The 24,963-nt window shown below is 65.7% G+C and carries 26 protein-coding genes; 13 read left to right on the top strand and 13 right to left on the bottom strand.

All coding sequences use genetic code 11. The features are described from left to right. The first annotated feature begins 440 nt into the window (after positions 1-440). From ACLV74_RS18835 to dkgB, 3 genes are all read left to right on the top strand, one after another. A complete protein-coding gene (locus ACLV74_RS18835) occupies positions 441-599 on the top strand; it encodes a hypothetical protein (protein WP_411880941.1) in 159 nt (52 codons plus the stop codon). 170 nt (positions 600-769) lie between these two features. Beyond that, the gene (locus ACLV74_RS18830; protein ID WP_411880940.1) at positions 770-2,020 is read left to right on the top strand and encodes an adenylate/guanylate cyclase domain-containing protein; all 1,251 of its coding nucleotides are present in this window, start codon (positions 770-772) and stop codon (positions 2,018-2,020) included. A 198-nt stretch (positions 2,021-2,218) separates the two neighbouring features. Next, on the top strand, positions 2,219-3,034 hold the full coding sequence (dkgB, locus tag ACLV74_RS18825; RefSeq protein WP_411880939.1) for a 2,5-didehydrogluconate reductase DkgB: 816 nt from the start codon (positions 2,219-2,221) through the stop codon (positions 3,032-3,034). Between the two features lie 24 nt (positions 3,035-3,058). Here the strand turns inward: dkgB and ACLV74_RS18820 are convergent, their stop codons facing one another. The 4 genes from ACLV74_RS18820 to ACLV74_RS18805 form a co-directional block, all read right to left on the bottom strand. Further along, a complete protein-coding gene (locus ACLV74_RS18820) occupies positions 3,059-3,520 on the bottom strand; it encodes a hypothetical protein (RefSeq protein WP_411880938.1) in 462 nt (153 codons plus the stop codon). Between the two features lie 179 nt (positions 3,521-3,699). Next, positions 3,700-4,776, bottom strand: a complete 1,077-nt coding sequence (locus tag ACLV74_RS18815; protein WP_411880937.1) for a pirin family protein — start codon at positions 4,774-4,776, stop codon at positions 3,700-3,702. A 99-nt stretch (positions 4,777-4,875) separates the two neighbouring features. Beyond that, positions 4,876-5,637: an ABC transporter permease gene (locus ACLV74_RS18810; RefSeq protein ID WP_411880936.1), complete on the bottom strand. Its 762-nt coding sequence runs from the start codon at positions 5,635-5,637 to the stop codon at positions 4,876-4,878. Then, positions 5,634-6,635 (bottom strand): ABC transporter ATP-binding protein, encoded by a 1,002-nt coding sequence (locus ACLV74_RS18805; protein ID WP_411880935.1) that lies wholly within the window; start codon positions 6,633-6,635, stop codon positions 5,634-5,636. The genes ACLV74_RS18810 and ACLV74_RS18805 overlap by 4 nt, the downstream gene beginning before the upstream one ends. Before the next feature lie 355 nt (positions 6,636-6,990). Here ACLV74_RS18805 and ACLV74_RS18800 point away from each other — a divergent pair, with 355 nt between their 5' ends. Further along, positions 6,991-7,338, top strand: coding sequence for a collagen-like protein (locus tag ACLV74_RS18800; protein ID WP_411880934.1), 348 nt, complete (start codon positions 6,991-6,993; stop codon positions 7,336-7,338). A gap of 77 nt (positions 7,339-7,415) precedes the next feature. On the opposite strand, the gene yjdN is transcribed toward ACLV74_RS18800, so the two are convergent. The 3 genes from yjdN to ACLV74_RS18785 are packed head-to-tail and all read right to left on the bottom strand — an operon-like array spanning position 7,416 to position 8,748. After that, positions 7,416-7,847, bottom strand: a complete 432-nt coding sequence (gene yjdN / locus ACLV74_RS18795) for a VOC family metalloprotein YjdN (protein WP_411880933.1) — start codon at positions 7,845-7,847, stop codon at positions 7,416-7,418. Positions 7,848-7,886: 39 nt separating this feature from the next. Then, a complete protein-coding gene (locus ACLV74_RS18790; RefSeq protein WP_411880932.1) occupies positions 7,887-8,303 on the bottom strand; it encodes a nuclear transport factor 2 family protein in 417 nt (138 codons plus the stop codon). Positions 8,304-8,334: 31 nt separating this feature from the next. Further along, positions 8,335-8,748, bottom strand: coding sequence for a VOC family protein (locus ACLV74_RS18785; RefSeq protein ID WP_411880931.1), 414 nt, complete (start codon positions 8,746-8,748; stop codon positions 8,335-8,337). A gap of 164 nt (positions 8,749-8,912) precedes the next feature. On the opposite strand from ACLV74_RS18785, the gene ACLV74_RS18780 reads away from it, so the two are divergent. Beyond that, positions 8,913-9,608 carry a TetR/AcrR family transcriptional regulator gene (locus ACLV74_RS18780; RefSeq protein WP_411880930.1) on the top strand — a complete coding sequence of 232 codons (696 nt, stop codon included), beginning with the start codon at positions 8,913-8,915 and terminating at the stop codon, positions 9,606-9,608. Between the two features lie 13 nt (positions 9,609-9,621). On the opposite strand, the gene ACLV74_RS18775 is transcribed toward ACLV74_RS18780, so the two are convergent. Continuing rightward, positions 9,622-10,539 carry a LysR family transcriptional regulator gene (locus ACLV74_RS18775; protein WP_411880929.1) on the bottom strand — a complete coding sequence of 306 codons (918 nt, stop codon included), beginning with the start codon at positions 10,537-10,539 and terminating at the stop codon, positions 9,622-9,624. 114 nt (positions 10,540-10,653) lie between these two features. Here ACLV74_RS18775 and ACLV74_RS18770 point away from each other — a divergent pair, with 114 nt between their 5' ends. From ACLV74_RS18770 to ACLV74_RS18760, 3 genes are all read left to right on the top strand, one after another. Next, positions 10,654-11,862 (top strand): MFS transporter, encoded by a 1,209-nt coding sequence (locus ACLV74_RS18770; RefSeq protein ID WP_411880928.1) that lies wholly within the window; start codon positions 10,654-10,656, stop codon positions 11,860-11,862. A gap of 359 nt (positions 11,863-12,221) precedes the next feature. Further along, the gene (locus ACLV74_RS18765; RefSeq protein ID WP_411880927.1) at positions 12,222-12,518 is read left to right on the top strand and encodes a helix-turn-helix domain-containing protein; all 297 of its coding nucleotides are present in this window, start codon (positions 12,222-12,224) and stop codon (positions 12,516-12,518) included. A 2-nt stretch (positions 12,519-12,520) separates the two neighbouring features. Further along, positions 12,521-13,855 (top strand): type II toxin-antitoxin system HipA family toxin, encoded by a 1,335-nt coding sequence (locus tag ACLV74_RS18760; protein WP_411880926.1) that lies wholly within the window; start codon positions 12,521-12,523, stop codon positions 13,853-13,855. Between the two features lie 77 nt (positions 13,856-13,932). On the opposite strand, the gene ACLV74_RS18755 is transcribed toward ACLV74_RS18760, so the two are convergent. Further along, positions 13,933-14,799 (bottom strand): oxidoreductase, encoded by an 867-nt coding sequence (locus ACLV74_RS18755; RefSeq protein ID WP_411880925.1) that lies wholly within the window; start codon positions 14,797-14,799, stop codon positions 13,933-13,935. Between the two features lie 133 nt (positions 14,800-14,932). Between ACLV74_RS18755 and ACLV74_RS18750 the strand changes: the two genes are divergently transcribed. Further along, positions 14,933-15,895 carry a LysR family transcriptional regulator gene (locus ACLV74_RS18750; protein ID WP_411880924.1) on the top strand — a complete coding sequence of 321 codons (963 nt, stop codon included), beginning with the start codon at positions 14,933-14,935 and terminating at the stop codon, positions 15,893-15,895. 17 nt (positions 15,896-15,912) lie between these two features. Here the strand turns inward: ACLV74_RS18750 and ACLV74_RS18745 are convergent, their stop codons facing one another. The 3 genes from ACLV74_RS18745 to ACLV74_RS18735 form a co-directional block, all read right to left on the bottom strand. Then, entirely contained in the window at positions 15,913-16,497 is a 585-nt protein-coding gene (locus ACLV74_RS18745) for a DUF4142 domain-containing protein (RefSeq protein ID WP_411880923.1), read from the bottom strand. Between the two features lie 158 nt (positions 16,498-16,655). Beyond that, entirely contained in the window at positions 16,656-17,648 is a 993-nt protein-coding gene (locus tag ACLV74_RS18740) for an alpha/beta fold hydrolase (protein ID WP_411880922.1), read from the bottom strand. A 168-nt stretch (positions 17,649-17,816) separates the two neighbouring features. Beyond that, positions 17,817-18,854, bottom strand: coding sequence for a zinc-dependent alcohol dehydrogenase family protein (locus ACLV74_RS18735; protein ID WP_411880921.1), 1,038 nt, complete (start codon positions 18,852-18,854; stop codon positions 17,817-17,819). A gap of 300 nt (positions 18,855-19,154) precedes the next feature. Here ACLV74_RS18735 and ACLV74_RS18730 point away from each other — a divergent pair, with 300 nt between their 5' ends. Next, the gene (locus tag ACLV74_RS18730) at positions 19,155-21,626 is read left to right on the top strand and encodes a glucose/quinate/shikimate family membrane-bound PQQ-dependent dehydrogenase (protein ID WP_411880920.1); all 2,472 of its coding nucleotides are present in this window, start codon (positions 19,155-19,157) and stop codon (positions 21,624-21,626) included. Positions 21,627-21,719: 93 nt separating this feature from the next. On the opposite strand, the gene ACLV74_RS18725 is transcribed toward ACLV74_RS18730, so the two are convergent. Further along, positions 21,720-22,616 (bottom strand): LysR substrate-binding domain-containing protein, encoded by an 897-nt coding sequence (locus ACLV74_RS18725; RefSeq protein ID WP_411880919.1) that lies wholly within the window; start codon positions 22,614-22,616, stop codon positions 21,720-21,722. Positions 22,617-22,791: 175 nt separating this feature from the next. Between ACLV74_RS18725 and ACLV74_RS18720 the strand changes: the two genes are divergently transcribed. The 3 genes from ACLV74_RS18720 to ACLV74_RS18710 all read left to right on the top strand — a co-directional run bounded on the left by ACLV74_RS18720 (position 22,792) and on the right by ACLV74_RS18710 (position 24,938). Continuing rightward, the gene (locus ACLV74_RS18720; protein ID WP_411880918.1) at positions 22,792-23,559 is read left to right on the top strand and encodes a glucose 1-dehydrogenase; all 768 of its coding nucleotides are present in this window, start codon (positions 22,792-22,794) and stop codon (positions 23,557-23,559) included. Between the two features lie 69 nt (positions 23,560-23,628). After that, positions 23,629-24,528 carry an SDR family oxidoreductase gene (locus tag ACLV74_RS18715; RefSeq protein ID WP_411880917.1) on the top strand — a complete coding sequence of 300 codons (900 nt, stop codon included), beginning with the start codon at positions 23,629-23,631 and terminating at the stop codon, positions 24,526-24,528. A 74-nt stretch (positions 24,529-24,602) separates the two neighbouring features. Then, positions 24,603-24,938 carry a DoxX family membrane protein gene (locus ACLV74_RS18710; protein ID WP_411880916.1) on the top strand — a complete coding sequence of 112 codons (336 nt, stop codon included), beginning with the start codon at positions 24,603-24,605 and terminating at the stop codon, positions 24,936-24,938. Positions 24,939-24,963: the final 25 nt, after the last annotated feature.

Raw genomic sequence — 24,963 nt, 5'->3', positions numbered from 1 at the left:
TGCCCAGCGTCTGATGACATTCAATGTCGCCACGTCTATCACTCCTAATTTCCCCTGCTTTTAAAACAAGCAGGGTAGTGCCTACGTGGGTCAGATTTGGATGGAAATTACTGCGTTAAGTGGATCAGATTTCGACGGAATTCAACAGCATCTAGCTTGGCCAGTACGGCGATCCGCATGTACGGATTGGTGATCGACACCTTCATCAAGGTGGTGGCCTGGTACGACAGCGAATGGGGTTACTCCAACAAGTGCCTGGAAATGGTGCGAGTCGTTTCGAAGTAATTTGCTTCGGCTTCCATCCAAAAAAAGCGCCTTCGGGCGCTTTTTTTTATGCGCCGTATCTATTCATGCAATCCGAATTTTTGGAGCTTTCACTAGGGAGCGCCCAAAATATCTATTCATCTATCTATTCATCTATCTATTCATGAATTGATTCAATGGCAACTCACCCCACCATAGTCGGCCTTGTTGTCAGCGCGCTGCGTTCACAGAGCGGCGCCGTAGAATTCTGGGGCACCGCCGCAGCGCACGCCTTGACCTCGGAAGGCTTCAAGGCCATTGCCGCCAAAAATCTGCAGACCCTGCAAGCGCTTTAAGTCGGCTGCCCGCTGCGGCCTCTACTTAAAAGCGCCTCCGGGCGCTTTTTTTTCTGCTGTCGCACATCAAAAGACCGCAGGCGGTCAATGTCCATTGACCCAAAGCCGGCCGGCCCGTATGGTCGCCCGCATGCCGCGCCCATGCCGCGCGGCGCAAGGGGAGGAACATCATGGCGAATGCGCCGTTTCGGCAGTGGCTCGTCCGCAAAAGCTGGGCGCACGGGGTTTATTACAGCAAGGCGGTGGCCTGTCTTTTGCCGCCGGCGGCATTTGCCGCGGATGCGTCTTATGTCAACGTCGCGCCGCAGAACTGGCCGCCGGGCTTCGCGGGCCTGCTGGCCTGGCAGCTCGCTGCCGAGCTGTTTTTCATCGCCGTGGTCCTGGCGGACCGCTTCCTGCCGCGGCTTCGAGGCAGCGAGGCGGCGCTCAATGCGGCCTGCGCGGGTGCGATGGTGCTGGCCACCTGGGTCGGCACAGTCCATGGCTGGATGTGGGGCGACCTGGCCATCTATGCCGCCGGCGCGACTTTTGTCGCGACCGTCATGTGCACGCCCAGCCCGGTGCGCCGGCCCATGTACGTGCTGAGCTTCCTGGCGCTGGGCCTGGCGGCCAGCCTGCGGGTGCGCGAGGGTGTCGAGCTCCTGGCCGCGCTGGTCAATCCCTTTTGTGTGGTGGTGCTGTGCATTGAGCTCGACAGGTTCATTTATGCGCGCAACGCCGAGCTGTACGCCGAAATGCAGCGCGCCGAGAGCGAACGCGCGCGCGCCGACAAGGTGCTGTACAACGTGCTGCCGGCCTCCATCGCCGATGAGCTCAAGCGCGAGGACAAGGTCAACGCGGTGAAGTTCGACAACATGGGCGTGCTGTTCGCCGACATTGCCGGCTTCACCAGCTTTTCGCGCGCGCTGCCGCCCGACGCGCTGGTGCTGGTGCTGAACCAGATCTTCTCGGCCTTCGACGGCCTCGTCGAAAAATACGGCCTGGAAAAAATCAAGACCATAGGCGATGCCTACATGGTGGTGGCACACCACCAGCTTGACGCCCTGGGGCAACTGGCACTCGATATGGGCGAGGCCCTGCGGCTTTACAACCGCGGCAACGGCACGGCACTGGCCATGCGCATCGGTATCCACGCCGGGCCCGCGGTGGCGGGTGTGATCGGCGTCAAACGCTTTCTCTACGACGTCTGGGGCGACACGGTCAACGTGGCCAGCCGCATGGAATCCAGCGGCGAGCCGGGGGCGGTCCACGTCAGCGAAGCGGTGTACCTGCAGACGCGGCAGCACTTTTCATTTGCCGCGCGCGAGCCCATAGACATCAAGGGTCGCGGCCGCATGTCCACTTATTGGCTGCTGGGCCGCGCGGGGACGGCCCAGGCCAGCCGCCCGGCCACGAAATCCAGGAAGGCCGTGATGCGGTAGCGGGCCGCGCGGATCGCCGGTCGCATATTCACCGGACGGGAGGTGCTTGTATTGGGCGCGTTGGCCCTTACTTACTGGGGCGGTCGCCTCGACGCGCGTGAGGTTTTGCGCCCTGCGCGGCGGGGAACAGCCCGGTCGTTGCACACTGACGCCATCCATTCCCGAACCCAACATTTCACCCAACAGCAGGACATCACCATGAGCACCCCCAGCAGCATTCCCGCCTTCGGCGTCGGCACGTTCCGCCTCAAGGACCAGGTCGTCATCGACTCCGTCAAGAACGCGCTGGCGCTCGGCTACCGCGCCATAGACACCGCGCAGATTTACGGCAACGAGGCCCAGGTCGGCCAGGCCATCGCCGAAAGCGGCGTGCCGCGCAGCGAGCTGTTCATCACCACCAAGATCTGGACCGACAACGTCGCGGCCGACAAGGTGATTCCCAGCCTCAAGGAAAGCCTGCGCAAGCTGGGCACCGACCGCGTCGACCTCACGCTGATCCACTGGCCGGCGCCCAGGCAGCCGGTACCGCTGGTCGACACCCTGGGTGCTTTGATGGAGGCCAAGGCCTTGAGCCTCACGCGCAAGATCGGCGTGTCCAACTTCAACATCGACTACCTCACGCGCGCCATCGAGGCCGTGGGCGCGGCCAACATCGCCACCAACCAGATCGAGCTCAGCCCCTACCTGCAAAACCGCAAGATCGTGGACTTCGCGCACAGCCAGGGCGTGCACATCACCTCCTACATGACGCTGGCCTACGGCAAGGTGCTGCAGGACCCGGTGCTGCTGGAGATCGCCGCGCGCCACCAGGCCACCACCGCGCAGGTCGCGCTGGCCTGGGCGATGCAGCTCGGTTACGCGGTGATCCCGTCGTCGACGAAGCGCGCCAACCTCGAAAGCAACCTGAAGGCGCAAACGCTGCGCCTCACGGAAGCCGACATGGCCGCCATTGCCGCGCTGGAGCGCAACGACCGCCTGGTCAACCCCGACAGCCTGGCGCCCGTCTGGGATTAAGGCCTCGCGCTCCGGCCCAGGCTCCTAGCGGCTCAGCAGCTCGGCCGGCAATGACAGGCCGGGCCGCTCGTCGTCCCAGGCCATGGCGCTCATCTTCCAGCCTTCGGGCGTCTTGATGAACTGCGTCGAGATCACACCGCGCGCTTCGAAGTCCTTGCCGTTCTGGGTGCCGGCCTTGCCGTAGGCGCTGTAGCGGTGGGCGATGTTGCCGAAGACCTGCGTGTGCTCCGACAGTTCCCATTCCTTGAAACGCGTGAGCGCGCCGCTGTCCACCAGGGCTTGCCGGGGCGCGATGAACTCGCGCACCGTCGATATCTCCGGCGTGGACGCCGTGTTCTTGATCAGCAGGCCGGTATCAATGAACAGGCCGTGGATGTTGCCGTAAGGCGGCGCACCGCCGGGCTCGAAGGACACGGCTTCGAAAAAAGCCGCTGCCAGCGTGTCGAGTTCGTGTTTCACGGCTTCGTGTTTGCTGTCTATCGTCATCATGCGTCCTTGATGGAAGTACTCGTTCTTACTCCCTCCCCCGCTGGGGGAGGGCGGGGGTGGGGGCCAGCGGCTTTCAAAATACCCCGGGCAACTTCAAGCGCCGTCAGCCCCCATCCCCCTTCGACAAGCTCAGGACAGGCCAAGCTTCCCCCAGCGGGGGAAGGAGAAACCCGTCCTTAGTCCTGCTTCTCCCCGGAGGAAAAATGTCCGCCGGGGTAGCGCGCAAAACGCGCCGGCTCGCGGCCGTGCACGGGCGCGTCGTCCGCGAAGGACCAGCCGCCGAACTGCGTGCGCTGGTAGTCGGCCAGGGTCTGCGCGATCTCGGCCTGGGTGTTCATCACAAACGGGCCGTATTGCACCACCGGCTCGCCGATGGGCTTGCCCTGCAGCAGCAGGAACTCGGCTTCCTCGCTGCCGCTGTTGATCAATTCCACGGACGCATCGGCGCGCAGCGTGATGGCCGCATGGGCCGTGACGGGGTCGCCGCCCACGGTAACCGACGTGCCTTTGAAAAAATACAGCTGGCGCTGCGTGCCGCTGCCCGTGGCGGCGGGCAGCGTGTAACGCGCGCCCGGTGTCATGCGGACAGTCCAGATCGCCACGTCGGCATCGGCCTGCGCGGCCCAGGAGTCGGGCGGCGGCGCGAGCGGCGCTTCGCTGGTATCGCCCAGGCGCCCGGCGATGATGGCGACCTCGGTGGTACCGCCCGCATCGTCCGTCACCACCCGGCGCGGGATGTCCTGCGACCAGAACATGGTGAAGTGCGGGGACGCCATCTTGCCGGCGGCCGGCAGGTTGAGCCAGATCTGGAACAGCTCCAGCGGGTTGGGATTGGCCGTGTCCAGCAGCGGGAACATCTCGGAATGCACCACGCCCTGGCCGGCCGTGAGCCACTGCACGTCGCCGCGGCCGAAGCGCGCCGTCGCGCCCAGCGAGTCGGAATGGTCGATCAGGCCCTTGCGCACGATGGTCACGGTTTCAAAGCCGCGGTGCGGGTGCGCCGGAAAGCCCGGCACCGTGCTGCCGTGGTACATGTTCCAGCCGTCCTTGCGCGCGAAGTCCTGGCCGATGTTGCGCCCGGCCAGCGAGGCGTCGGGGCCCATCCGCGCATTGGCTTTGGGATAGGCGTCGTCGTGGTAGACGCAAAACAGGAAGGGGTCCAGCGTCGCCCACGGAAAGCCGAGCGGCTTGACCTGGAGGACCGGGTTGGTGACGGAATTTGCGGTGGGGCTAGCGGGAAGGTCGGCAGGCATGACGAGGCCTTTCAGGCATGAAACGTTCAAACAACACAGATGCGCCTGAACGCGGCGCTTTCAAGCTTCAGCGCCCGCCGCATCCTCGGGCCCCGGCCATCAGGCCTTGAGCTTCCAGCCCGTGCGGAAGATCCACCACACCGTGCCCAGGCACAGCGCCAGGAAGCCCACGATGGCCGCCACGCTGACGCCCACGTTGACGTCGGCCACGCCGTAGAAACTCCAGCGGAAGCCGCTGATCAGGTAGACCACCGGATTGAACAGCGCGATGTTTTGCCACAGCGGCGGCAGCATGTTGATGGAATAAAACGCGCCGCCCAGGAAGGTCAGCGGCGTCACCACCATCATCGGCACGACCTGCAGCTTCTGGAAGTTGTCCGCCCACAGCCCGATGATGAAGCCGAAGAGGCTGAAGGTCAGCGCCGTCAGCAGCAGAAAGCACAGCATCCAGAAAGGGTGGGCAATGCTGTAAGGCACGAAGAGGCGCGCCGTCACGAGAATCAAAAGGCCCAGCAGCACGGACTTGCTCGCCGCCGCGCCCACGTAACCCATCACCACCTCCATGGACGACACCGGCGAGGACAGCAGCTCGTAAATCGTGCCCGACCACTTGGGCATGTAGATGCCGAAGGCGGCGTTGGAGATGCTTTCATTGAGCAGCGACAGCATGACCAGGCCGGGGATGATGAAGGCGCCGTAGCGTATGCCGTCGATGTCGCCCATGCGCGAGCCGATGGCCGCGCCGAACACCACGAAGTAGAGCGAGGTCGAGATCACCGGCGAGGCGATGGACTGGGTCAGCGTGCGGAAGGTGCGCGCCATTTCAAAACGGTAGATCGCGCGGACGGCGTGCCAGTTCATGCGGCCTCCTTGTGGTTGGCGGGTTTGTCGGCGTGCACCAGGCTCACGAAGATGTCCTCGAGCGAACTCTCGCTCGAATGCAGGTCCTTGAAGTCGATGCCGAGTTCGGCCAGTTGCTTGAGCAGCGCCGCGATGCCGGTTTCCTCGGTCTGCGTGTCGAAGGTGTAGACCAGGGTACGGCCCTCCTGGGTCAGCTCCAGCGGCAGGCCCGCCAGCGCGGCGGGAATGCTTTGCAGCGGTGTCTGCAGCTGCAGGCTCAGCTGCTTCTTGCCGAGCTTGCGCATCAGCACTTTTTTGTCCTCGACAAGAATCAGTTCGCCCTTGTTGATGACGCCTATGCGGTCGGCCATTTCCTCGGCTTCCTCGATGTAATGCGTGGTCAGGATGATGGTGACGCCGCTGCCCTGCAGGTCCCGCACCATCTGCCACATGCCCTTGCGCAGCTCGACGTCGACCCCCGCGCTGGGCTCATCGAGGAACAGGATGGCCGGCTCGTGCGACAGTGCCTTGGCGATCAGCACCCGGCGCTTCATGCCGCCCGACAGCGTCATGATCTTGCTGTCCTTCTTGTCCCACAGCGAAAGGTCGCGCAGCACCTTCTCGATATAGGCCGGGTTGGGCGCCCTGCCGAACAGGCCCCGGCTGAAGTTCACCGTGGACCACACGGTTTCGAAAGCATCGGTCGAAAGCTCCTGCGGCACCAGGCCTATCTTGGCGCGCGCGGCACGGTAGTCGCGGACGATGTCATGCCCGTCGGCCGTCACCGTGCCCGAACTGGGATTGACGATGCCGCAGACGATGCTGATCAAGGTGGTCTTGCCCGCGCCGTTGGGGCCCAGCAGCGCGAAAATTTCGCCGCGCTGGATGTCCAGGTTCACCGACTTGAGCGCCTGAAAGCCCGAGGCGTAGGTTTTGCTCAGCTGCTGTATGGAAATAATGGGATTGGCTTGCACGCGGCATCCTGGTGTGAAGGTGGGGCCGGAAGAGGCCGGGGTCATTCTATAGAGCGCGGGTGAAAAAGCCGGCGCAAGGGTTTTCAGGGCGCCGCGGCCGTTTGTGAGGGTGCATTGCTGCCGATTCGGGACAGGCCCTCGTGGGGCCGTCCTACAGCTTGCGAGGCCGCCGCCAGCTAACTTGATCACTCATCCTGTTGTCTGCATCAGCCATCGTTCTTTCAAGGCAGCCAGGCATCCAGCGGCCGTTCACGGCTTCCGGTTGCTTGTGCTGCGGCAAAAGCGTTGTGGCTGGTATCGGTTTCATGCACATGATCCGTAAAAAAAACAGTTCACGGTCGAGGCAGGAACGAACTGTTGGCGCACGTCTTCCGTGCGAATCTTCTCCAAAGGATCCCCTATGAAATACCCCCTGCTTTTAGCCGTACTTGCCGGCACGCTGGCCCTGAGCGCCTGTGAACGCACGGTTGTCGCGCCGCCCGCGGCTGTTGTCACGGTGCCCGGCCCCGCCGGTCCCGCGGGCGCCACCGGTGCCACCGGCACTGACGGCGCAAAAGGCGCCACGGGCGCTGGCGTAGGCATTCCCGGCCCGACCGGCGCCACGGGTGCGACCGGCGCAACCGGCTCCACCGGCTATGAAGGCGCAACCGGCGCTACGGGCGCGACCGGTGCCACCGGCAATACCGGACGCACCGGCCAGACGGGCCAGACCGGCGACACGGTCGTGATCGTTCCCGCCAAGCCCTGAGCCTTGAGGCCTTGAGGCCTCGGACACGGGCCGGCGAGCGCCAGGCGTTCGCCGGCCTTTTTTGCGTGTCCGCCGCCTCAGGGCATGGGCAGCGGCTTGATCACCATCCACGACACGCCGAAGCGGTCGGCCACCATGCCGAAGGACGAGGCGTAAAAGGTTTTCGTCAGGGGCATTTCCACCTTGCCGCCGTCGGCCAGCGCGTCGAAAAGGCGTTTGGCCTCGGCGTCGCTGGCCGCGGTGAGCGACAGCGAAAAGCCCTTGAACTCCGGCTTGCCGCCGCCCATGCCGTCGGAAGCCATCACGTCGGTCTCGCCGATCCTGAAGCTGGCGTGCATGATGTTCTCGCCCGGAATCGGGACGCCGCCGGGGCCGCAGCCGTCGCCCATGGGCTCCGGGTTTTCCTTGAAGCGCATCATCATCGTGACTTCGGCGCCCAGCGCCTTGCGGTAGAAATTGAGGGCCTCTTCGCAGCGGCCGTTGAAGAAAAGATAAGACTGGACCAGCATGGGGAACTCCTTGGGTTGAAAAAGCTTGGGATGGGAGGGTCAGCGCGGAAACAGTGCGGCGGTGGCGGGCCAGTCGGCCATGCGCGCGGCGGATGAGCGGGTTGGAACAGGCATGGCCGGCCGCGTGTCGCGGCCGAAGTAGACCTGCACCTCGACGAGCTTGCCGCCTTCAAGGCGCCACCACTCGGTGTTGCGGAATTTTTTGCCCGTGGTGCTCTCGGCCTCGTAGCGTATGAAGGCCTCGCCGCCCTGTTCAAAAATTTTTTCCACCGTGAAGCGGCGCAGCGTGCGGCTGTTGGGCCAGCAGCGCGCGAAGTAGGCGGCCCGGCTGATGCGGTCGTCCAGCGGGCTGCTGAAGGTGAAGCTGTCGTCCAGCAGGTCTTCAAGGACCTGCCGGTCCTGTGTTTCGTACGCCGAAAAATACCGGCGCACCAGGGTGGCGATAGGCGTGTTCATGGCGGTTTCCCTGCGTGGCCGCGCCGGCGCGTCAGCCCGCCTGCGCGGCGAAGGCTTCCATGTTCATGTAGGCGACTTCCCAGAGGTGGCCATCCAGGTCTTCAAAGCCGTGCTGGTACATAAAGCCGAGGTCTTTCGCCGGGGTATGCGTGGTAGCGCCGCCGGCGACCGCTTTGCTCACCATGTCGTCCACCTGCTTGCGGCTGTCGCATGAGAGGCAGATCAGCACCTCGGTGTTCTTGCGCGCGTCGCTGACCGGCTTGGGCGTGAAGGTCTTGAAGTAGTTGTCGACCAGCAGCATCACGAAGCTTTCCTCGCTCACGATCATGCAGGTGGCGTTCTCGTCGGTGAATTGCGGGTTGAACTGGAAGCCCAGCGCGGTGAAGAACTTCACCGACTTGCCCAGGTCTTTCACGGGCAGGTTCACAAACATCTTGGTCGTCATCGGTTGCTCCTTGAGGGTTGAATTGAATGGGCGGGGCTTCTTCAGGCCCTGTCGTAGGCCTTTCAGGAGGCTTGCGCGGTGGCCCAATCAGCAGTATTGTGTACACCGTCCACAAAAGAATAGCAAAGACAATGAACGCTGTCCACATAAATACGTAACAAGCGATGTCCAGCGTGCCTTCTTCTCCGCCCATCCCGCCGATCCCGTCGATCCCGCCACCGCGCAGCACCTACCGCCACGGCGACCTGCGGCGCGCCCTGCTGGAAGCCGGCGTGGAGCTGGCCCGCGCGGGCGGGCCCGAGGCCGTGGTGCTGCGCGAAGCCACGCGCCGCGCCGGTGTGGCGCCCAACGCCGCCTACCGCCATTTCGACAACCGCCAGGCCTTGCTCTACGCGGTGCGCTCCGCCGCGCTGGCGGCCGTGGCGCGCGCCATGGAGGCCGAGCTTGCCGCGCTGCCGCAGGACCTGCCGCCAGCCGAATTCGCCCGCGCCAACGTGCGCGCGGTGGGCGCCGGCTATTTACGTTTTGCCCAGGCTGAAACAGGACTTTTCCGCACGGCCTTCGGCCCCTCGGACGACCTGCAGCGAAGAGCCCAGGGCGCACCGGCCGACCCGGAGCGCAAGGGCCAGAGCGGGCTGGACCCGTTCGAGCTGCTGGGCGCCGCGCTCGACAAGCTCGTGGCGGCCGGCGTGCTGCCGCCCGAGCGCCGCCCCGGCGCCGAATTCCTCGCCTGGTCGGCGGTGCACGGCCTGGCCATGCTGGTCATCGCCGGCCCGCTGGGCCCGCTGATCGGCCCGCAGATGCAGCAGATCGGCCAGCACCTGCTGGACATGGTCGAAAAAGGCCTGAGCGGAAAGTAGGCCGCTCGCTTATCTAGCGCGGCGGCAATCCCATGCCCGTGGGCAGCCCTTCGCGCAGCGCCTCCACAAAGCGGCGCAGCTTGGCCGGGTAAAAACTCGAATAGGGATAGATCAGCCAGACCGGCAGCGGCGCGGCGCACCACTGGGGCGCCAGGTGCAGCAACCGGCCCTGCGCCACGTCGTCGCCCACCAGCCAGGTCGAGGCGATGCTCACGCCCAGGCCGAGCAGGGTGGCGTTGCGCAGCGCGAACAGGCTGTCGGTGCCCAGGCGCGGCCGTATCGCGAAGCGCTGCTCGCCGCCTTCATGGTGGATCAGCGTCACCTCGTTGCGGTAGAAGGTCTGCAGCGCCAGCCAGGGCAGCGCCTGCAGTTCGTGCGGCTGCAGCGGCAGCGGCCTGCCCTGCATCAGCGAAGGCGCGGCCACCACGATGCGGCGGATCTCCGCGATCTTCACCGCCACCAGCGAGGCGTCTTCCACCACGCCCACGTGCACCGCGCAGTCGATGCCGTGGGCGATGAAGTCCGGCGTGCCGTCGTGCAGCAGCCATTCCACCGAGACGCGTTCATGGCGCTTGAGGTAATCGATCAGCGGCCCGACCAGCCGCTGCTGGCCCAGCGCGTGCGGCACCACCACGCGCAGCGTGCCTTCGGGCACTTCCTGGGTGCCGCGCAGGTCGGCTTCAAAGGCGTCCCAATTGCCCAGCAATTCCTTGGCGCCGGCAAAGCAGCGCTCGCCGTCCTCGGTCAGCTTCATCGCATGGGTGGAGCGCTGCAGCAGCTTCAGGCCCAGCGAGCGCTCCAGCGCCTGCAGGCGCCGGCTGACGGTGGGCTGCGTGGCATTCATCTGCGCGGCGGCGGCCGACAGGCTGCCCGCCTCCACGATGCGGACAAAAGTCTGCATCAGCTCTATCCGGTCCGGGGCGGTCTTCATGGTGGGCATCCTTGTCTATGCGCTTGACGTATGACCATTGTGCCCAATAGCCGCCTTCCCGGCGCAAAACCCAGCCCGCATACTCGCATCCTGCCTTAAACCAGGACTTTCACCATGACTTCCACTACCACTACGCATGACCACGCCACCCCGGGCCTGCCGTTTTCCCTGATTCTGCTGCTCGCCACCGGCGCCGGCCTGTCGGTTGCCGCGCTCTATTACGCCCAGCCCATGCTGGCCCTGCTGGCCGCCGAGTTCAAGGCCACACCGGCCGCCATCGGCCTGGTGCCCACGCTGACCATGCTCGGCTATGCGCTCGGGATCGGCCTGCTCGCGCCGCTGGGCGACCGTTATGACCGCCGCAGCATCATCCTCGGCAAGGCGGCTGCCCTCGTGCTGGCACTGCTGCTGGCCGCCGCCGCGCCCTCGGTCACGGTGCTCGCGCTGGCCGGCATTGCCATCGGCCTGGCCGCCACCCTCGCGCAAGACATCGTGCCCGCCGCCGCCACGCTCGCGCCCGAAGCCCGGCGCGGCAAAACCGTGGGCACCGTGATGACCGGCCTGCTGCTGGGCATCCTGCTGTCGCGTGTGGTGGCCGGCGTGGTGGCCGACCAGTTCGGCTGGCGCAGCATGTTCGTGGCAGCGGCCCTCAGCATCGCGTTGCTGGGCGTGGCCGTGTGGCGCCGCCTGCCGCGTTTTGTGCCCACCACGCCGCTGCCTTACCTGGCGCTGCTGGGTTCGCTCGCCACGCTGTGGAAGCAACACGGCGCGCTGCGCCGCGCGGCGATGGCCCAAGGCCTGATCAGCATAGGCTTCAGCGCCTTCTGGTGCACGCTGGCCATCATGCTGCACGGCGAACCCTTCAAGCTGGGCAGCACCGCGGCCGGCGCTTTCGGCCTGGCCGGCGCGGCAGGCGCCCTCGCAGCGCCGCTGGCCGGCCGCATCGCCGACAGCCGCGGCCCCGAGATCGTCACGCGCCTGGGCGCGGCGCTGGTGGCCGCCGCCTTCATCGCCATGGCTTTCGGCCCCAACCAACTGTGGCTGATCGCCGTGGGCGCCGTGGTCTTCGACCTGGGCGCACAGGCCACGCTGATCGCGCACCAGACCATCATTTACAGCATTGAGCCCGCCGCGCGCAGCCGCCTCAACGCCGTGCTCTTCATCGGCATGTTCACCGGCATGGCCAGCGGCGCCTGGCTGGGCAGCGTGGTGCTGGCACAGGCTGGCTGGCAAGGTGTGTGTGTGATGTCCGCCCTCGCCGGCGTGGCCGCCCTGGTGGTGCGCATGTGGCCGGTGAAGAAATACGCGGCCTGCGCGGCTTGATCACAGCGACACCCGGCGCAACAAAGCCCGTCATGAGACGACGCGGTGACGTCTTGAGTAAACCGTCTTGTTTTCAATCTGCGTCATCTGCGGATCAAGAGATTCATCCGCAGATGACGCAGATTTACGCGGATAAAAGACAATGAGGCGGTTTCGCACTACCATCATAATTATCCCAAATCGGATAGTTGATATCAGATAAAGCTACAAATATCCATTTTTGGATATATATATAAAAGTGTTTCCAGGCACTCATGTATTTATCATAAATATCCATTGATGAAGTTTTATGGCGTTAAATTCTCATAAGTATCCTAAAATGGAATCTTATGAGGCAAGAGCCTATCACTGAGGAGCTAATGGTCGAACTGGGCGAGCAACTGCGCGCGCAGCGCCTGCGCATCAACCTCACGCTGGACGATGTGGCCAGGAAGACCGGGCTGTCCATCAATGCGGTGCGGCGGCTGGAAAGCGGAGAGGGTTCGACGCTTGCATCCTTTGTGTCTGTTCTGAAGGCCCTCAATAGAGCAAGCTGGCTCCAGACGCTTCAGCCTCCCGTGACGATCAACCCCCTGGACATGCTCAAGCAGCGCGAGCCCCGCAAACGCGCCTTCAAAACCCGCGGGCCTTTGAAGGCTCTCCAGGATAAGGAATAGCCGTGGCAACGAAAAATCGAAGCAGGGCCGCCGCGTATAAAGCAGTCGATGTCGTCGAGGTCTCGGCGTGGGGCAAGCGCGTGGGCGCCGTGGCTCGGGAGCCGACGAAGAACTACTACGCTTTCCAATACGATCCCGCGTGGATACGCGGCGGCGTCGAGCTGGCCCCTGTCGCGATGCCGCTCAAGCAGGCCGATGAGCCTTTTCTTTTTACCGATCTGCCGGAGGACACCTTCAAGCGCCTGCCCGCCTTGTTGGCCGACGCCCTGCCCGACGACTTCGGCAACGCGCTCATTGATGCGTGGATGGCTGAGCGCGGCATCAGCAAAGAAAAGGTAACGGCGCTGGACCGCCTGGCCTACATGGGAAAGCGCGGCATGGGCGCGCTCACTTTCGGCCCCATGCGCGGGCCTGTTCCCTCGAAGTCCACGGCCATTGAAATGGCCACGCTGGTCGACGCCGCGCGCAAGGCGGTGCACGGGGATTTCGACGGCGATGACCATGCCAAAACGGCGCTCAAACAGATCATCCAGGTCGGCACGTCCGCCGGTGGCGCGCGGGCCAAGGCCACCATCGCATGGAACCCGGCAACGCAGGAAGTTCGCACCGGGCAGTTCGACATCCCCGAAGGGTTTGATGCCTGGCTGCTCAAGTTCGACGGCATGGGCGCCGACAGCCAGCTGGGTCCTTCCAAGGGTTACGGGCGCATCGAGTACGCCTACTACCTGATGGCCACGGCCGCGGGCGTTGACATGTCGGAGTGCCGGCTGTTGCGCGAGAACGGCCGCGCCCACTTCATGACAAAACGCTTTGACCGGGCGGGCAACAGCCGGCACCACATGCAGACGCTGTGCGCCATCTCCCACCTCGACTACAAGCAGGTGGGGACGCACAGCTACATGCAGCTTTTCCAGGCCGCGCAATCACTGGGGCTTGGCCGCGCGGCGATGGCGCAGATCCTGCGGCGCATGGTCCTCAATGTGCTGGGCGTCAACAACGACGACCACACGAAAAATTTCTCCTTCCTCTTGCGCGAAGGCGGGCAGTGGGAGCTGGCGCCCGCCTACGACGTCACGCATGCCTATCGGGCGGGCAGCGAATGGGTTGCGCAGCACCAGATGGCTATCAACAGGAAGTTCGACGGCATCACCCGCGCGGATGTGCGAGAGGTGGCGGAGCGATTCGATCTTCTGGCGGAAATGCCGGATGCTATCGATCAGGTGAGCGATGCCGTCGCGAAGTGGGAGTTTTTTGCCTCCGATGCCGAAATCGACCCCGGCGAGACCCTCAACATCAAGAGCGACATGGCCGAACGGGTGAAGATATTTACCCACTGAATCTTCGACCCTCGTCACCGGTTCCATGCCAAAAAAAGGGCCTCGCATGAGGCCCCTTTTTATTTGAGCACCGCAACTCAGGCAGCCAGCGCTTCTTTGGGAAAGTCCGTCGACGCGGCCAGCGCGCGCCATTCCTTCAACTCGCCTTCCACAAAGGCGTGCTTGTCCGCAATCACCTGCAGCGTGTCGCTGCCCAGCGGCAGGCGCAGCGGCGGCGTCGCGGAGTCCACCAGCCGGAGCATGGCCTGCGCCAGGCGCAGCGGGTCGCCGGGCTGGTTGTGGTTGATCTGCACGGCGGCCGCGCGCACCTGGCCGGCGCTCGCGGCATAGTCGTCCAGTATGCGCGGCGACACCGACAGCGAGTTGCCGTCCAGGAAGTCGGTGCGGAAGTAGCCCGGCTCCACCACCGTCACGTGGATGCCCAGCGGCGCGAGTTCGGCGTGCAGCGCTTCCGTCAACCCCTCCACCGCGAACTTGGTCGAGCAGTACACGCCGAAGCCCGGGCCCGACTGGTAGCCGCCCAGCGACGAGATGTTGACCACATGGCCGCTTCGGCGCTCGCGCATGGACGGCAGCACGGCACGCGTGACGTTGAGCAGGCCGAACACATTGGTGTCATACAGGCGCCGCACTTCGTCGGCCGTCGCTTCTTCCACCGCGCCCAGCAGTCCGTAGCCCGCGTTGTTGACCAGCACGTCGATGCGGCCGAAGCGCGCCAGCGCGGCCCGCACCGCCGTGGCGGCCTGGGCTTCGTCGGTCACGTCCAGCGGCAATGCCAGCAGCGCGTCGCCGGCGGTGAAGCGTTTTTGCACCGCAGCCGCGTCACGCGAGGTCGCCACCACCGCGTCGCCCTGCGCCAGTGCCGCTTCGGCAATGCGCGCGCCTATGCCGCGCGCCGCGCCGGTGATCATCCAGACACGTTTGAAATCCGTCTTTGCATTCATGGTCAAGTCCTTCAAAAAAAGTTGCCGAGGCCTGCAATGTAGGATTTCAATTGGGTGCTGAATAGCTGGCAGTCGCTGGCTTCATAATCAAGCAAATCGTGATAATTCGCATCGCCTCAGGGGAGAACACGCCATGGCATTGAATGAATTGCGCGCCATCGCCACCTTCGTCAAGGCGGCCGAACTCGGCAGCCTGCGCCAGGCCGCCGCCGCCCAGGCCATCACGCCGCAGGCCGCCAGCCAGGCGCTGGTGCAGCTGGAGCGTCACCTGGGTGTGCGCCTCTTCCACCGCACCACACGCAGCCTGAGCCTGACCGAAGAGGGCGTGCAGTTCCTGGAAGCCGCGCAGCCCGGCCTGGCCACCCTGCAGCGCGCCCTGCACGGCGCGCGCCGCGGCCGCGAAGAAATCGCCGGGCCGCTGCGCATCGTTGCGCCGCGTTCCATCATGCTGGACGTGCTGTGGCCGGTGCTCGAAGAATATTGCCGCCGCCATCCGCAGGTCGACCCTGACATCCATATGGACGACCGCGTCGGCAACTGGGTCGAGGACCGCGTCGACGTCGGCTTTCGCGCCGGCCCGCCGCCCGAGGGCGGCGTCATCTCGCGGCGCATCGTGCCGCTGCAGCTCATCGTCTGCGCTTCGCCCGCCTACATCGCTCAGCACGGCGCGCCGAGAACCATCGAGGAACTCGCAAACCACCGCTGCACCGGTTTTCGCCACGCCGGAACCGGCAAGGCCATGCCCTGGGAATTCAAGGTCGGCGACGAAGTCGTGGGCCGCTCCATCGCCTCCTCCTTCCTGACCAATGACGTGGACCTGGAAGCCCGCGCCGTCGTCGCCGGCCAGGCCGTGGGCCAGCTGATAGGCGTGACTGCCGCGCCGCTGGTGCGCGCCGGCCTGCTGGTGCCGCTGCTCACGCAGCACGTCACCGAGCACCTGGGCCTGCACGTCTACTACGGCAGCCGCAACGCGCAACCGGCGCGCTCGCGCGCCTTCATCGACCTGGCCGTGGAGCGGCTGGTGGGCAACACGCGGTTTTTCCTGGAGCCGCACGAACTCGCGCCGGCGAAAGCAAGCAGCCGGCGCCGCAAATAAGCCGCGTGCTCAGCGCGTCACGACTTGGCCGGGGCGAGCTGTCTGGCCATCATCAGGTGGTGCTCCACCGTCGGCTGCATCTTGGCGGCCAGCGCCTTGAGGTCGCTGTCCTTGCCGTCCTTCTGGATCTTCTGCAGCAGCTTCAGCGTGCTTTCATGGTCGCCCACGGCAGCGCGCTTGGCGTATTCCTTGTCGAACAGGTTGCCCGACAGCGCCTTCAGCGCGGTGGCCTTGGTCTTGGCCATGGCGCCGGGGCCGTCCGGCAGCGTGACGTTCTTGGCCCGAGCCAGGGCCTGCACGTCGGCGAGAGCCGAGCCGTGCTCGTCCACCATCTGCTGCGCGAATTTTTTGACTTCCGCGTTCTGCGATTTCTCCAGCGCCATCTTGCCGGCGTCGATTTCAGCCATATTGCCCTGCGCCAGGTCTTCCATCATCTTGCGGTCGCCGCGCTCCAATTTGGACGCGTCTTGGGCCTTGGTGGTGGCGGGTGCTGGCGCGGTGCTTTGGGCCCAGACGGAGGGAGCGGCGGAAAGGGTAAGAGCCGCTACTGCGGCCAGTGCCAGGCCACAGCTGCGAGGGGTGGGTTGGGTTTTGAATGCCATGAGGGAACTCCTTGAAGATGGTTGGGGAATGCAGCGCCCTGAGCCAAGGCACTGCCGACCTCCCAAGATCACCCCCACTGCCCGTGCGCTGCGCCGGGCATTTCCGGCGCAGCGTGTAGGAATCCGCCCCATGCCCGCCCTGGTCCGGGCGAAGAAGCTCAGTTCAAAAACTGCAGCAATTCGGGAATCACCTGGTCGGGCGCCTCTTCCATCAGCCAGTGGCCTGATCCTTTCACGACCACGCCCTTGACGTCATTGGCCACCAGCTTGCCCTGGTCGATCAGGAAGGTGCCGCCGGCTTTTTCGCCCGAGAGCACCAGCATGGGCATGGTCAGCTTGGTGGCGCCCAGCGCGGCGAAGTCGGCCGCGTCTTTTTCGAAGTTCTTGAAATACTCAAAGCCCGCGCGCATGCCGCCCTCCTGCGCATAGGCCGTGGCGTAAATGCGCCTGTCGGCTTCGGGCAGCGAGTGTTTGGCGTCGGCCGCGAAGTCGTTCCAGAAGTGTTCGAAGTAAGTGCGCTCGCGGCCTTTGACGAGTGCCAGCGGCGTCTTGCCGTGGAAATGGAAGTGCCACAGGTCGCGCAGCAGCCACACATGGGTCCAGTCGCCGATGCCGGGCAGGAAGGCGTCCATCAGCACCACGCGGCTGGTCTCGGTGGGGAACTGCGCGGCGTAGGCATAGGCCACCATCAGGCCGATGTCGTGGCCCACGATGGCCACGTTGTTGATGCCCAGCGACTTCACGAGTTCGTGGACGTCGACGGCCATGTTCTTCTTGTCGTAGCCGCCTTCGGGCCTGGCCGATCCGCCGGCGCCGCGCAGGTCCGGCACGATGACCGTGTGGGTTTTGGCCAGCAGCGGCATCAGCGGATTCCACATATGGCTGGTTTCGGCATAGCCGTGCAGCAGCACCACGGCCGGGCCCTTGCCGCCCACGCGGTAATGGATGGTCGTGCCGTTCACGCTGGCGTTGCGCGCCGTGAAGCCGGGCACCCGGCCTTCATTGCCGACGGGCGCGGCGGCCAGGGCGGGCGTGGCGGCGGCCAGCAGGCCGGCGGTCGCTGCGCCCAGGGTGGCGGCGCTGGCAAGAAGGCTGCGGCGGGTGGCGAGCAGATCGGAAGCGTCGGAAGATTCAGAAGAAGCGGTGGTCATGGCGATGTCCTTAAAACGAAGTTGATGATGGAAGTGAGCCGAGAAGAGCCTCCAATGTAGGCTTCAGCATCTCTTTCTGGAAGATCATCAAAATGGTTTAGGCATTCAGGTTTTATGAATGATGAAGTCTTACTGCCCAGGCTCCGCATCAACGCATAAGCAGCCGACTCACGCCTCGATGATCACCTTCAGCGCCTGTGTGTCGGACGCCTGGCTGAAGGTCTCATAGGCCTGCAGGATGTCGTCCAGCTTGAAGCGGTGGGTGATCAGCCGCGCCGCGTCTATGCCTTTGGACTGCACGGTCTTGAGCAGCATGGGAATCGACAGCGTGTCCACCAGCCCGGTCGTGATGGTGATGTTGTGCGACCAGAGCTTTTCCAGGTGCAGGTCCACCTTGGTGCCGTGCACGCCCACGTTGGCGATGGTGCCGCCCGGCGCGATGATGTCCTCGCACAGCTCGAAGGTCGCGGGAATCCCCACCGCCTCGATCGCCGTGTCCACGCCGCGCCCGTCCGTCAGCGCCATCACCTGCTTCGCGGCGTCGCCGTTCTTGCTGTTCACGACGTCGCTGGCGCCGAAGCGTCTGGCCACGGCCAGCCGGTGCGGGTCCAGGTCCACCATGATGATGCGGGCCGGCGTGTAGAACTGCGCCGTCAGCAGCGCCGCCAGGCCTATGGGCCCCGAGCCCACGATGGCCACGCTGGAGCCCGGCGCCACCTTGCCGTTGAGTACGCCGCACTCAAACCCCGTGGGCAGGATGTCGCTGAGCATCACCAGCGCCTCTTCGTCGGCGCCGGCCGGGATCGGGTACAGGCTGGTGTCGGCATGCGGCGTGCGCACGTACTCGGCCTGTGTGCCGTCGATCTGGTTGCCCAGGATCCAGCCGCCCGTGGTGCAGTGCGAATACATGCTCAGGCGGCAGTACTCGCACTTGCCGCAGGACGAGATGCAGGAGATCAGCACCCGGTCGCCCGGACGAAAGGCCGTCACGCCCGCGCCCACCGCCTCGATCACGCCCACGCCTTCATGGCCCAGGATGCGCCCGGGCGCGCAGGTCGGGACATCGCCTTTGAGGATGTGCAGGTCGGTGCCGCAAATCGTGGTTCGGGTGATCCTCACGACCGCGTCGCCGGGCGCCTGGATTTCCGGCTTGGGGCGTTCTTCCAGGGCCTTCAGGCCCGGTCCGCCGTAGACAAGTGCTTTCATCGTGTTCTCCTTGGGTTGGCCGCCATGCCACTCCGCAGGACTCCACGATGGCGCATGCCGTTACCTCCCAGCAGGCGCGCATTCGGCGCGCGGGTCTGTCCGCTGGCGGACACAAGGCATTTGCCGACCGGCGCCGGCCTGCCGCCTACGCGCTCCTACAGCCATCTCAGTCCCGGGCTGACGTCCAGCAGGGCGCGCGCGGGCTAGATTGGCCGTTCAGCCGCTGCGTTTTTCCAACCCCTCAAGCCTGCGTGCGGTGCCTGTGGCTGAGCCGCCGTTCACACAACATAAAGAACAACAATGCCGTCTTACCCCACCGCCCCCGACAAGCTTGCCGTTGAGCCTGTCAACCCTCTCGAACGCCGCACGGCCTGGGTCACGGGCCTGGTACTGCTGGTGCTCGGCGTGCCCTTGCTGCTGGCCGGCTTCTGGCTGGTGGTGCTGGGCGGCTCTTCTTACTACCTGATCGCGGGCCTGGGCTTTGTGCTGACGGGCGTGCTGCTGGCGCGCCGCAGCCCGTCCGGGCTGTGGGCCTTCGCCCTGGTGGTGGGCGGCACGCTGGCCTGGGCGCTCTGGGAGGCTGGGCTGGACTGGTGGCCGCTGGCGGCGCGCGGCGGCGTGGTGGTTCTCCTCGGGCTGTTCCTGATGACGCACTGGGTCGGCCGCACCTGGCCCATCAATTCCCCCGGCCACGAGGGATTCCTCGGCGCGCGCGGCGGCCGCTGGGCGCTGGGCGCGACGCTGGGTGCCTTCCTTGTCGCCGCCGTCGTGGCCGGCTTTCACGACGACAACCGCCTGGTGGGCCTGCAGCCCCTGGCGCCTATGGGCGCTGCCGCCGCGGCGCCGGGCGACGGCGTGCCGCCCGATGAATGGCACGCCTACGGCCGCACCGGCCAGGGCCAGCGTTACTCGCCGCTGGCGCAGATCACGCCGGCCAACGTCAAGAGCCTGGAGGTGGCCTGGGAATACCGCACCGGCGACATGCGCGGCCGCCCCGGCGACCCGCAGGAAACCACCTTCGAGGTCACGCCGCTCAAGGTCGGCAACCGGCTGTTCTTCTGCACGCCGCACCAGTCGGTGATTGCGCTCGACGCCACCACCGGCGCCGAGATCTGGCGCTACAACCCCGAGATCCAGGGCCAGCTCGCGCTGCAGCATTTGACCTGCCGCGGCCTGTCCTACCAGGCGCCGGCCACCGTGCCGCCGCCCGCGCCCACGCCTGACGGCACCTGCCCGGCCAAGCTCTTCATGCCCACGGCCGACGGCCGCGTCATCGCGCTCAGCCCCGACACCGGCAAACCCTGCGCGGCCTTCGGCGGCGGCAAGGGGCAGATAGACCTCTGGGCCGGCATGCCCAACCTCAAACCGGGCGCCTATTACTCGACCTCTCCCGTGGTCGTGACCTCGCGGCTCATCATCGTGGGCGGCACCGTGCTCGACAACGTGTCCACCAAGGAACAGTCCGGCGTCATACGCGCCTTCGACATCAACACCGGCGGGCTGGTCTGGGCCTGGGATTCCGGCCGGCCCGACAGCAGCGCGCCGCTGGCCGCCGGTGAAAGCTACACGCCCAACTCGCCCAACAGCTGGTCCATCTCCAGCGTCGACGAAGCGCTGGGCATGGTCTACGTGCCCCTGGGCAACCAGCCGCCCGACCAGTGGGGCGGCAATCGCAGCGCGGCGGTCGAAACCTATTCGTCCTCCGTCGTCGCGCTGGACCTGGCCACCGGCAAGGTGCGCTGGAATTTCCAGACCGTGCACCACGACCTCTGGGACTACGACGTGCCGGCCCAGCCCAGCCTGCTGGACCTGACCATCAACGGCACGCGTGTGCCCGCCCTGGTGCAACCCACCAAGCAGGGCGAGATTTTTGTGCTGGACCGCCGCACCGGCACGCCGCTGCTGCCTGTGAGCGAAGTGCCCGCACCGCAAGGTGCCGCGCAGGGCGACCGCAGCGCGCCCACGCAGCCCAAATCGGCGCTGTCCTTCAACCCGCCGCCGCTGACGGGACGCGACATGTGGGGCGCCACCATGTTCGACCAGCTGTATTGCCGCGTCGCCTTCCAGCGCCTGCGCTACGAGGGCCGCTTCACGCCGCCGTCCACACAGGGCACGCTGGTGTACCCCGGCAACTTCGGCGTCTTCAACTGGGGCGGCGTGGCCGTCGACCCGGTACGCCAGATGGCCTTCACCACGCCGACCTACCTGGCGTTTGTTTCGAAGCTGGTGCCCCGGCCCGACGATACGGCGCTGATGGTGCAGGGCAAGCAACGGCCCGAAGGCAGCCTGCCTTCGCTCAATGAGAATTTCGGCGCGCCCTTTGCCGTCAAGCTCAGCGCCTTTCTGTCGCCGCTGGGCATTCCCTGCCAGGCGCCGCCCTGGGGCTACGTGGCCGGCGCCGACCTCACCACCGGCACCGTCGCCTGGCAGCACAAGAACGGCACCGTGCGCGACCTCTCGCCCCTGCCCCTTCCCTTCCGAATGGGTGTGCCCAGCCTGGGCGGCCCGCTCGCCACGGCCGGCGGCGTGGCCTTCCTCTCCGGCACGCTCGACAACTATGTGCGCGCCTACGACGTCAACAACGGCGACGAAATCTGGAAGGCGCGCCTGCCGGCAGGCGGCCAGGCCACACCCATGAGCTACGCCGTCGCCGACGGCCGGCAGTTTGTCGTCGTGGTGGCCGGCGGGCATGGATCGCTGGGCACGAAGGCCGGTGACTATGTGCGGGCGTATGCATTGCCGCTGGCCGGCGCGGCACGTCCCGCTCCTTAGGCCAATCCGCGCTACCGTTCGCCCTGAGCCTGTCGAAGGGCTTCGACAAGCTCAGCCCGAACGGGGGTGGTGTTCGGCGTTACGAAAACATCGTCAGGCCGCTCGCCCCATCACGTCCGCCACCCAGTCTACGAACACGCGCACCCGCGGCGAGAGCTGGCGGTGGTGCGGGTACAGCACCGACACCGGCATGGGCGCGGGCTTGAAGGCCGCCAGCACTTCCACCAGCGTTCCGGCCTCCAGTTGCCCGGCCAGGTGGTAGCGCGGCACCTGGATAAAACCCAGGTGCGCGGCGCAACAGACCTTGTAGGCGTCGGCGTCCGTTACCGACACCGAACCCTTGAGCTGCACCTGGCGCGGCGCGCCGTCCACGATGAAGTCAAAGGGCAGCGCCTTGCCCGTGCGGCTGGATAAAAAATTCACCGCGCGATGGCCGCGCAGCGCGTCCACCGTGCCGGGCGTGCCGTGTTTGTCCAGGTATTCGCGGCTGGCGCAGGTCACCTGTTCCAGCAAAGCCACGCGCCGTCCCACCATGCTGGACTCGGCCAGCTCGCCCACCCGCAGCACGCAGTCAATACCCTCGCGCACCAGGTCCACCAGCCGGTCGCCCATGCCGATCTCCAGCTCGATGTCGGGGTAGCGCTCGAAGAACTGCCCAATCACCGGCAGCAAAAAGTGTTTGGCCAGCGTGCCGTGCAAATCCACCCGCAGCTTGCCGCGCGGCTTGCTGCCCGCGTTCACGAAGGCCGATTCGGCTTCTTCCAGGTCGGTCAACAGGCGCAGGCAACGCTCGTAATACGCCGCGCCGTCCTGCGTGGGGCTGACGTGGCGCGTCGTGCGGTGCAAAAGCCGCGCGCCCAGGCGCTTTTCGAGCTGCTGCACGGCGTGCGTGACCGTGGCGCGCGGCAGGCCCAGGTCATCGGCTGCCTTCGTAAAACTGCCCAGTTCGACGATGCGCGTGAACAGCTGCATCGAGTGAAACCTATCCATTTGGGTGCCGCCTCATTGTTGGTGTTCATTGAACAGTGATTACAAGTTTAGGGTATTTATCGCGTGCTGGTTGAATAGAACAATAACGTCACTGGCTCACCAGATCGCTCCAACAAACAAAGCAAAGCGGCAAGGGCAGTCAGAGCAAACCCACCTATCACCACAGGAGTTCCAAATGACCGCTTCCGCATCCATCCCATCCAGGCCAGTGACCCAGGTCGCCATCGTCACCGGCGCCTCGCGCGGCATAGGCGCGGCAGTCGCCCGGCGCCTGGCGAAAGAAGGCTACGCCGTCGTCGTCAACTACGCCGGCCAGGCCGGCGAAGCCCAGGCCGTGGTGCAGTCCATCACCGCTGCCGGCGGCAAAGCCATTGCCGCGCAGGCCGACGTGGCCAGCGCCGCCGCCGTCAAGCAGCTGTTCGACGACAGCCTCCAGGCCTTCGGCCGCGTCGACGTGCTCATCAACAACGCCGGCATCATGCCGCCCAGCCTGCCCGCGCTGGCCGACACCGACGACGAGACCTTCGACCGCCTGTTCGCCGTCAACGTCAAGGGCACTTTCAACACCCTGCGCGAAGCCGCAACGCGCCTGCAGCAAGGCGGGCGCATCGTCAACTTCTCGACCAGCGTGATCGGCCTGGCCCTGCCCGGCTACGCGGTCTACGGCGCCACCAAGAGCGCGGTCGAGACCTTCACCAACATCATGGCCAAGGAGCTGCGCGGCAAGAACATCCGCGTCAACGCCATCGCCCCCGGCCCCACGGCCACCGCGCTGTTCCTCAACGGCAAGACGCCCGAGACGGTGGAGCGCATGTCAAAAATGGCGCCGCTGGAGCGCCTGGGCACGCCGGAAGACATCGCGAGCGCCGTTGCCTTCCTCGTGAGCGAAGACTCGGCCTGGGTGAATGGCCAAACGCTCCGTGCGAATGGCGGAGTGGTTTAAGCGCGCGCCTTTCGCCAGTTCAACAAAACATTTTCCAAGCTTCAAACCCTTTCCAGAAAGACACACACCATGAAATCCGTCATCCTCGTTACCGGCGCTGCCACCGGCATAGGCCGCCTCAGCGCCCGCTCGCTGGCCCAGGCCGGCCACACCGTGTATGCCAGCATGCGCGACATCGAAGGCCGCAACGCGCCCAAGGTGCGCGAACTGCGCGACTGGAGTTTTGCGAACGGCCTGGACCTGCGCGCCGTCGAACTCGACGTGCTGTCGCAGCCCTCGGCCGACGCCGCCGTGGCCCGCATCCTGGCTGAACAGGGCCGGCTCGACGTGGTCGTGCACAACGCCGGCCACCTGGTGGTCGGCCCCGCCGAGGCCTACACGCCCGAAGAAATCATCAAGGTGCTGGACACCAACTTCCTGGGCAGCCAGCGCGTGAACCGCGCCGTGCTGCCGGCCATGCGCCGGGCCGAAGCCGGCCTGCTGCTGTGGGTCAGCAGCAGCACGGTGCGCGGCGGCTTCCCTCCTTTCCTCGGCCCCTACGCCGCCGCCAAGGCCGCCATGGATTCGATGGCCGTCACCCTGTCGTATGAGCTCGCGCGCTTCGGCATCGAAACCTCCATCGTCGTGCCCGGCGCCTTCACCCAAGGCACGGACCACTTCCCCAGCGCCGGCAAACCGGCCGACGCGGCCCTTGCCGCCGCTTATGCGCGTTACGACGGCGTGATGGACCAGGTCGGCGAACGCCTCTCGGCCCTGAGCCCCGCCCACGCCGACCCCCAGGCCGTGGCCGACGACATCACCCGCATCGTCGGCCTGCCCGCCGGCACCCGGCCCTTCCGTTCGGTGACCGACTTCATCGACGACGGCGCCGGCGAAGTCACCGTGGTGGCCGAGCGCGTGCGCGAGGAGTTCGCGCAGCGCATAGGCATCGCCGACATGCTCAAGCCGGTGGTGCGCCGCGCGGTTTGAGGGGCCGCGTCTTACTCCCTCTCCCAGAGGGAGAGGGAGTAACTCCAGATCCCATCCTCATCAGACAGCCCACCATGAACCCGACCCTCATCCTGGCCCTGGCGCGCGCGCTGATGGCCCTGGCCTTCATAGGCCCAGGCGCTTCCCACTTCCTCGACTCCGCAAAGCAGCGCAACTACACGGCCGCCGCCATAGGCGCTGTTGAAGTCCTTGCCGGCCTCGCACTCGCCTTCGGCTGGCAGGTGCGGTGGTTCGCGCTGGCGGCTGCAGCTTTCCTGCTGGTCGACGCCTTTGTCGCCCATCATTTCTGGGCCGCCACACCGCAAGAGCTGCGCAACCAGGTCCTGCATTTCTTCAAGAACCTCGCGCTGGCGGGCGGGTTTGTACTGCTGGCCGCAGGGACGCGTTGAGCGGTCTGGCCCCGCATCTCGGCGC

Source organism: Polaromonas sp. YR568, from assembly GCF_943369415.1.
Classification (GTDB): domain Bacteria; phylum Pseudomonadota; class Gammaproteobacteria; order Burkholderiales; family Burkholderiaceae_C; genus Polaromonas.
The sequence above is the reverse complement of the archived record's forward strand: the minus strand, read 5'-3'. Positions and strand labels throughout refer to the sequence as shown.

Excerpts from the sequence above, each read along its gene's own strand:
- ACLV74_RS18730 (WP_411880920.1), top strand. The coding sequence starts at position 19,155 with ATGCCGTCTTACCCCACCGCCCCCGACAAGCTTGCCGTTGAGCCTGTC.
- ACLV74_RS18740 (WP_411880922.1), bottom strand. The coding sequence starts at position 17,648 with ATGACCACCGCTTCTTCTGAATCTTCCGACGCTTCCGATCTGCTCGCC.
- ACLV74_RS18805 (WP_411880935.1), bottom strand. The coding sequence starts at position 6,635 with ATGACCCCGGCCTCTTCCGGCCCCACCTTCACACCAGGATGCCGCGTG.
- dkgB (WP_411880939.1), top strand. The coding sequence starts at position 2,219 with ATGAGCACCCCCAGCAGCATTCCCGCCTTCGGCGTCGGCACGTTCCGC.
- ACLV74_RS18765 (WP_411880927.1), top strand. The coding sequence starts at position 12,222 with ATGGTCGAACTGGGCGAGCAACTGCGCGCGCAGCGCCTGCGCATCAAC.
- ACLV74_RS18790 (WP_411880932.1), bottom strand. The coding sequence starts at position 8,303 with ATGAACACGCCTATCGCCACCCTGGTGCGCCGGTATTTTTCGGCGTAC.
- ACLV74_RS18745 (WP_411880923.1), bottom strand. The coding sequence starts at position 16,497 with ATGGCATTCAAAACCCAACCCACCCCTCGCAGCTGTGGCCTGGCACTG.
- ACLV74_RS18725 (WP_411880919.1), bottom strand. The coding sequence starts at position 22,616 with ATGGATAGGTTTCACTCGATGCAGCTGTTCACGCGCATCGTCGAACTG.
- ACLV74_RS18750 (WP_411880924.1), top strand. The coding sequence starts at position 14,933 with ATGGCATTGAATGAATTGCGCGCCATCGCCACCTTCGTCAAGGCGGCC.
- ACLV74_RS18800 (WP_411880934.1), top strand. The coding sequence starts at position 6,991 with ATGAAATACCCCCTGCTTTTAGCCGTACTTGCCGGCACGCTGGCCCTG.
- ACLV74_RS18830 (WP_411880940.1), top strand. The coding sequence starts at position 770 with ATGGCGAATGCGCCGTTTCGGCAGTGGCTCGTCCGCAAAAGCTGGGCG.
- ACLV74_RS18780 (WP_411880930.1), top strand. The coding sequence starts at position 8,913 with ATGTCCAGCGTGCCTTCTTCTCCGCCCATCCCGCCGATCCCGTCGATC.
- ACLV74_RS18835 (WP_411880941.1), top strand. The coding sequence starts at position 441 with ATGGCAACTCACCCCACCATAGTCGGCCTTGTTGTCAGCGCGCTGCGT.
- ACLV74_RS18720 (WP_411880918.1), top strand. The coding sequence starts at position 22,792 with ATGACCGCTTCCGCATCCATCCCATCCAGGCCAGTGACCCAGGTCGCC.
- ACLV74_RS18785 (WP_411880931.1), bottom strand. The coding sequence starts at position 8,748 with ATGACGACCAAGATGTTTGTGAACCTGCCCGTGAAAGACCTGGGCAAG.
- ACLV74_RS18735 (WP_411880921.1), bottom strand. The coding sequence starts at position 18,854 with ATGAAAGCACTTGTCTACGGCGGACCGGGCCTGAAGGCCCTGGAAGAA.
- ACLV74_RS18810 (WP_411880936.1), bottom strand. The coding sequence starts at position 5,637 with ATGAACTGGCACGCCGTCCGCGCGATCTACCGTTTTGAAATGGCGCGC.
- ACLV74_RS18710 (WP_411880916.1), top strand. The coding sequence starts at position 24,603 with ATGAACCCGACCCTCATCCTGGCCCTGGCGCGCGCGCTGATGGCCCTG.
- ACLV74_RS18775 (WP_411880929.1), bottom strand. The coding sequence starts at position 10,539 with ATGAAGACCGCCCCGGACCGGATAGAGCTGATGCAGACTTTTGTCCGC.
- ACLV74_RS18820 (WP_411880938.1), bottom strand. The coding sequence starts at position 3,520 with ATGACGATAGACAGCAAACACGAAGCCGTGAAACACGAACTCGACACG.
- ACLV74_RS18715 (WP_411880917.1), top strand. The coding sequence starts at position 23,629 with ATGAAATCCGTCATCCTCGTTACCGGCGCTGCCACCGGCATAGGCCGC.
- ACLV74_RS18770 (WP_411880928.1), top strand. The coding sequence starts at position 10,654 with ATGACTTCCACTACCACTACGCATGACCACGCCACCCCGGGCCTGCCG.
- yjdN (WP_411880933.1), bottom strand. The coding sequence starts at position 7,847 with ATGCTGGTCCAGTCTTATCTTTTCTTCAACGGCCGCTGCGAAGAGGCC.
- ACLV74_RS18755 (WP_411880925.1), bottom strand. The coding sequence starts at position 14,799 with ATGAATGCAAAGACGGATTTCAAACGTGTCTGGATGATCACCGGCGCG.
- ACLV74_RS18815 (WP_411880937.1), bottom strand. The coding sequence starts at position 4,776 with ATGCCTGCCGACCTTCCCGCTAGCCCCACCGCAAATTCCGTCACCAAC.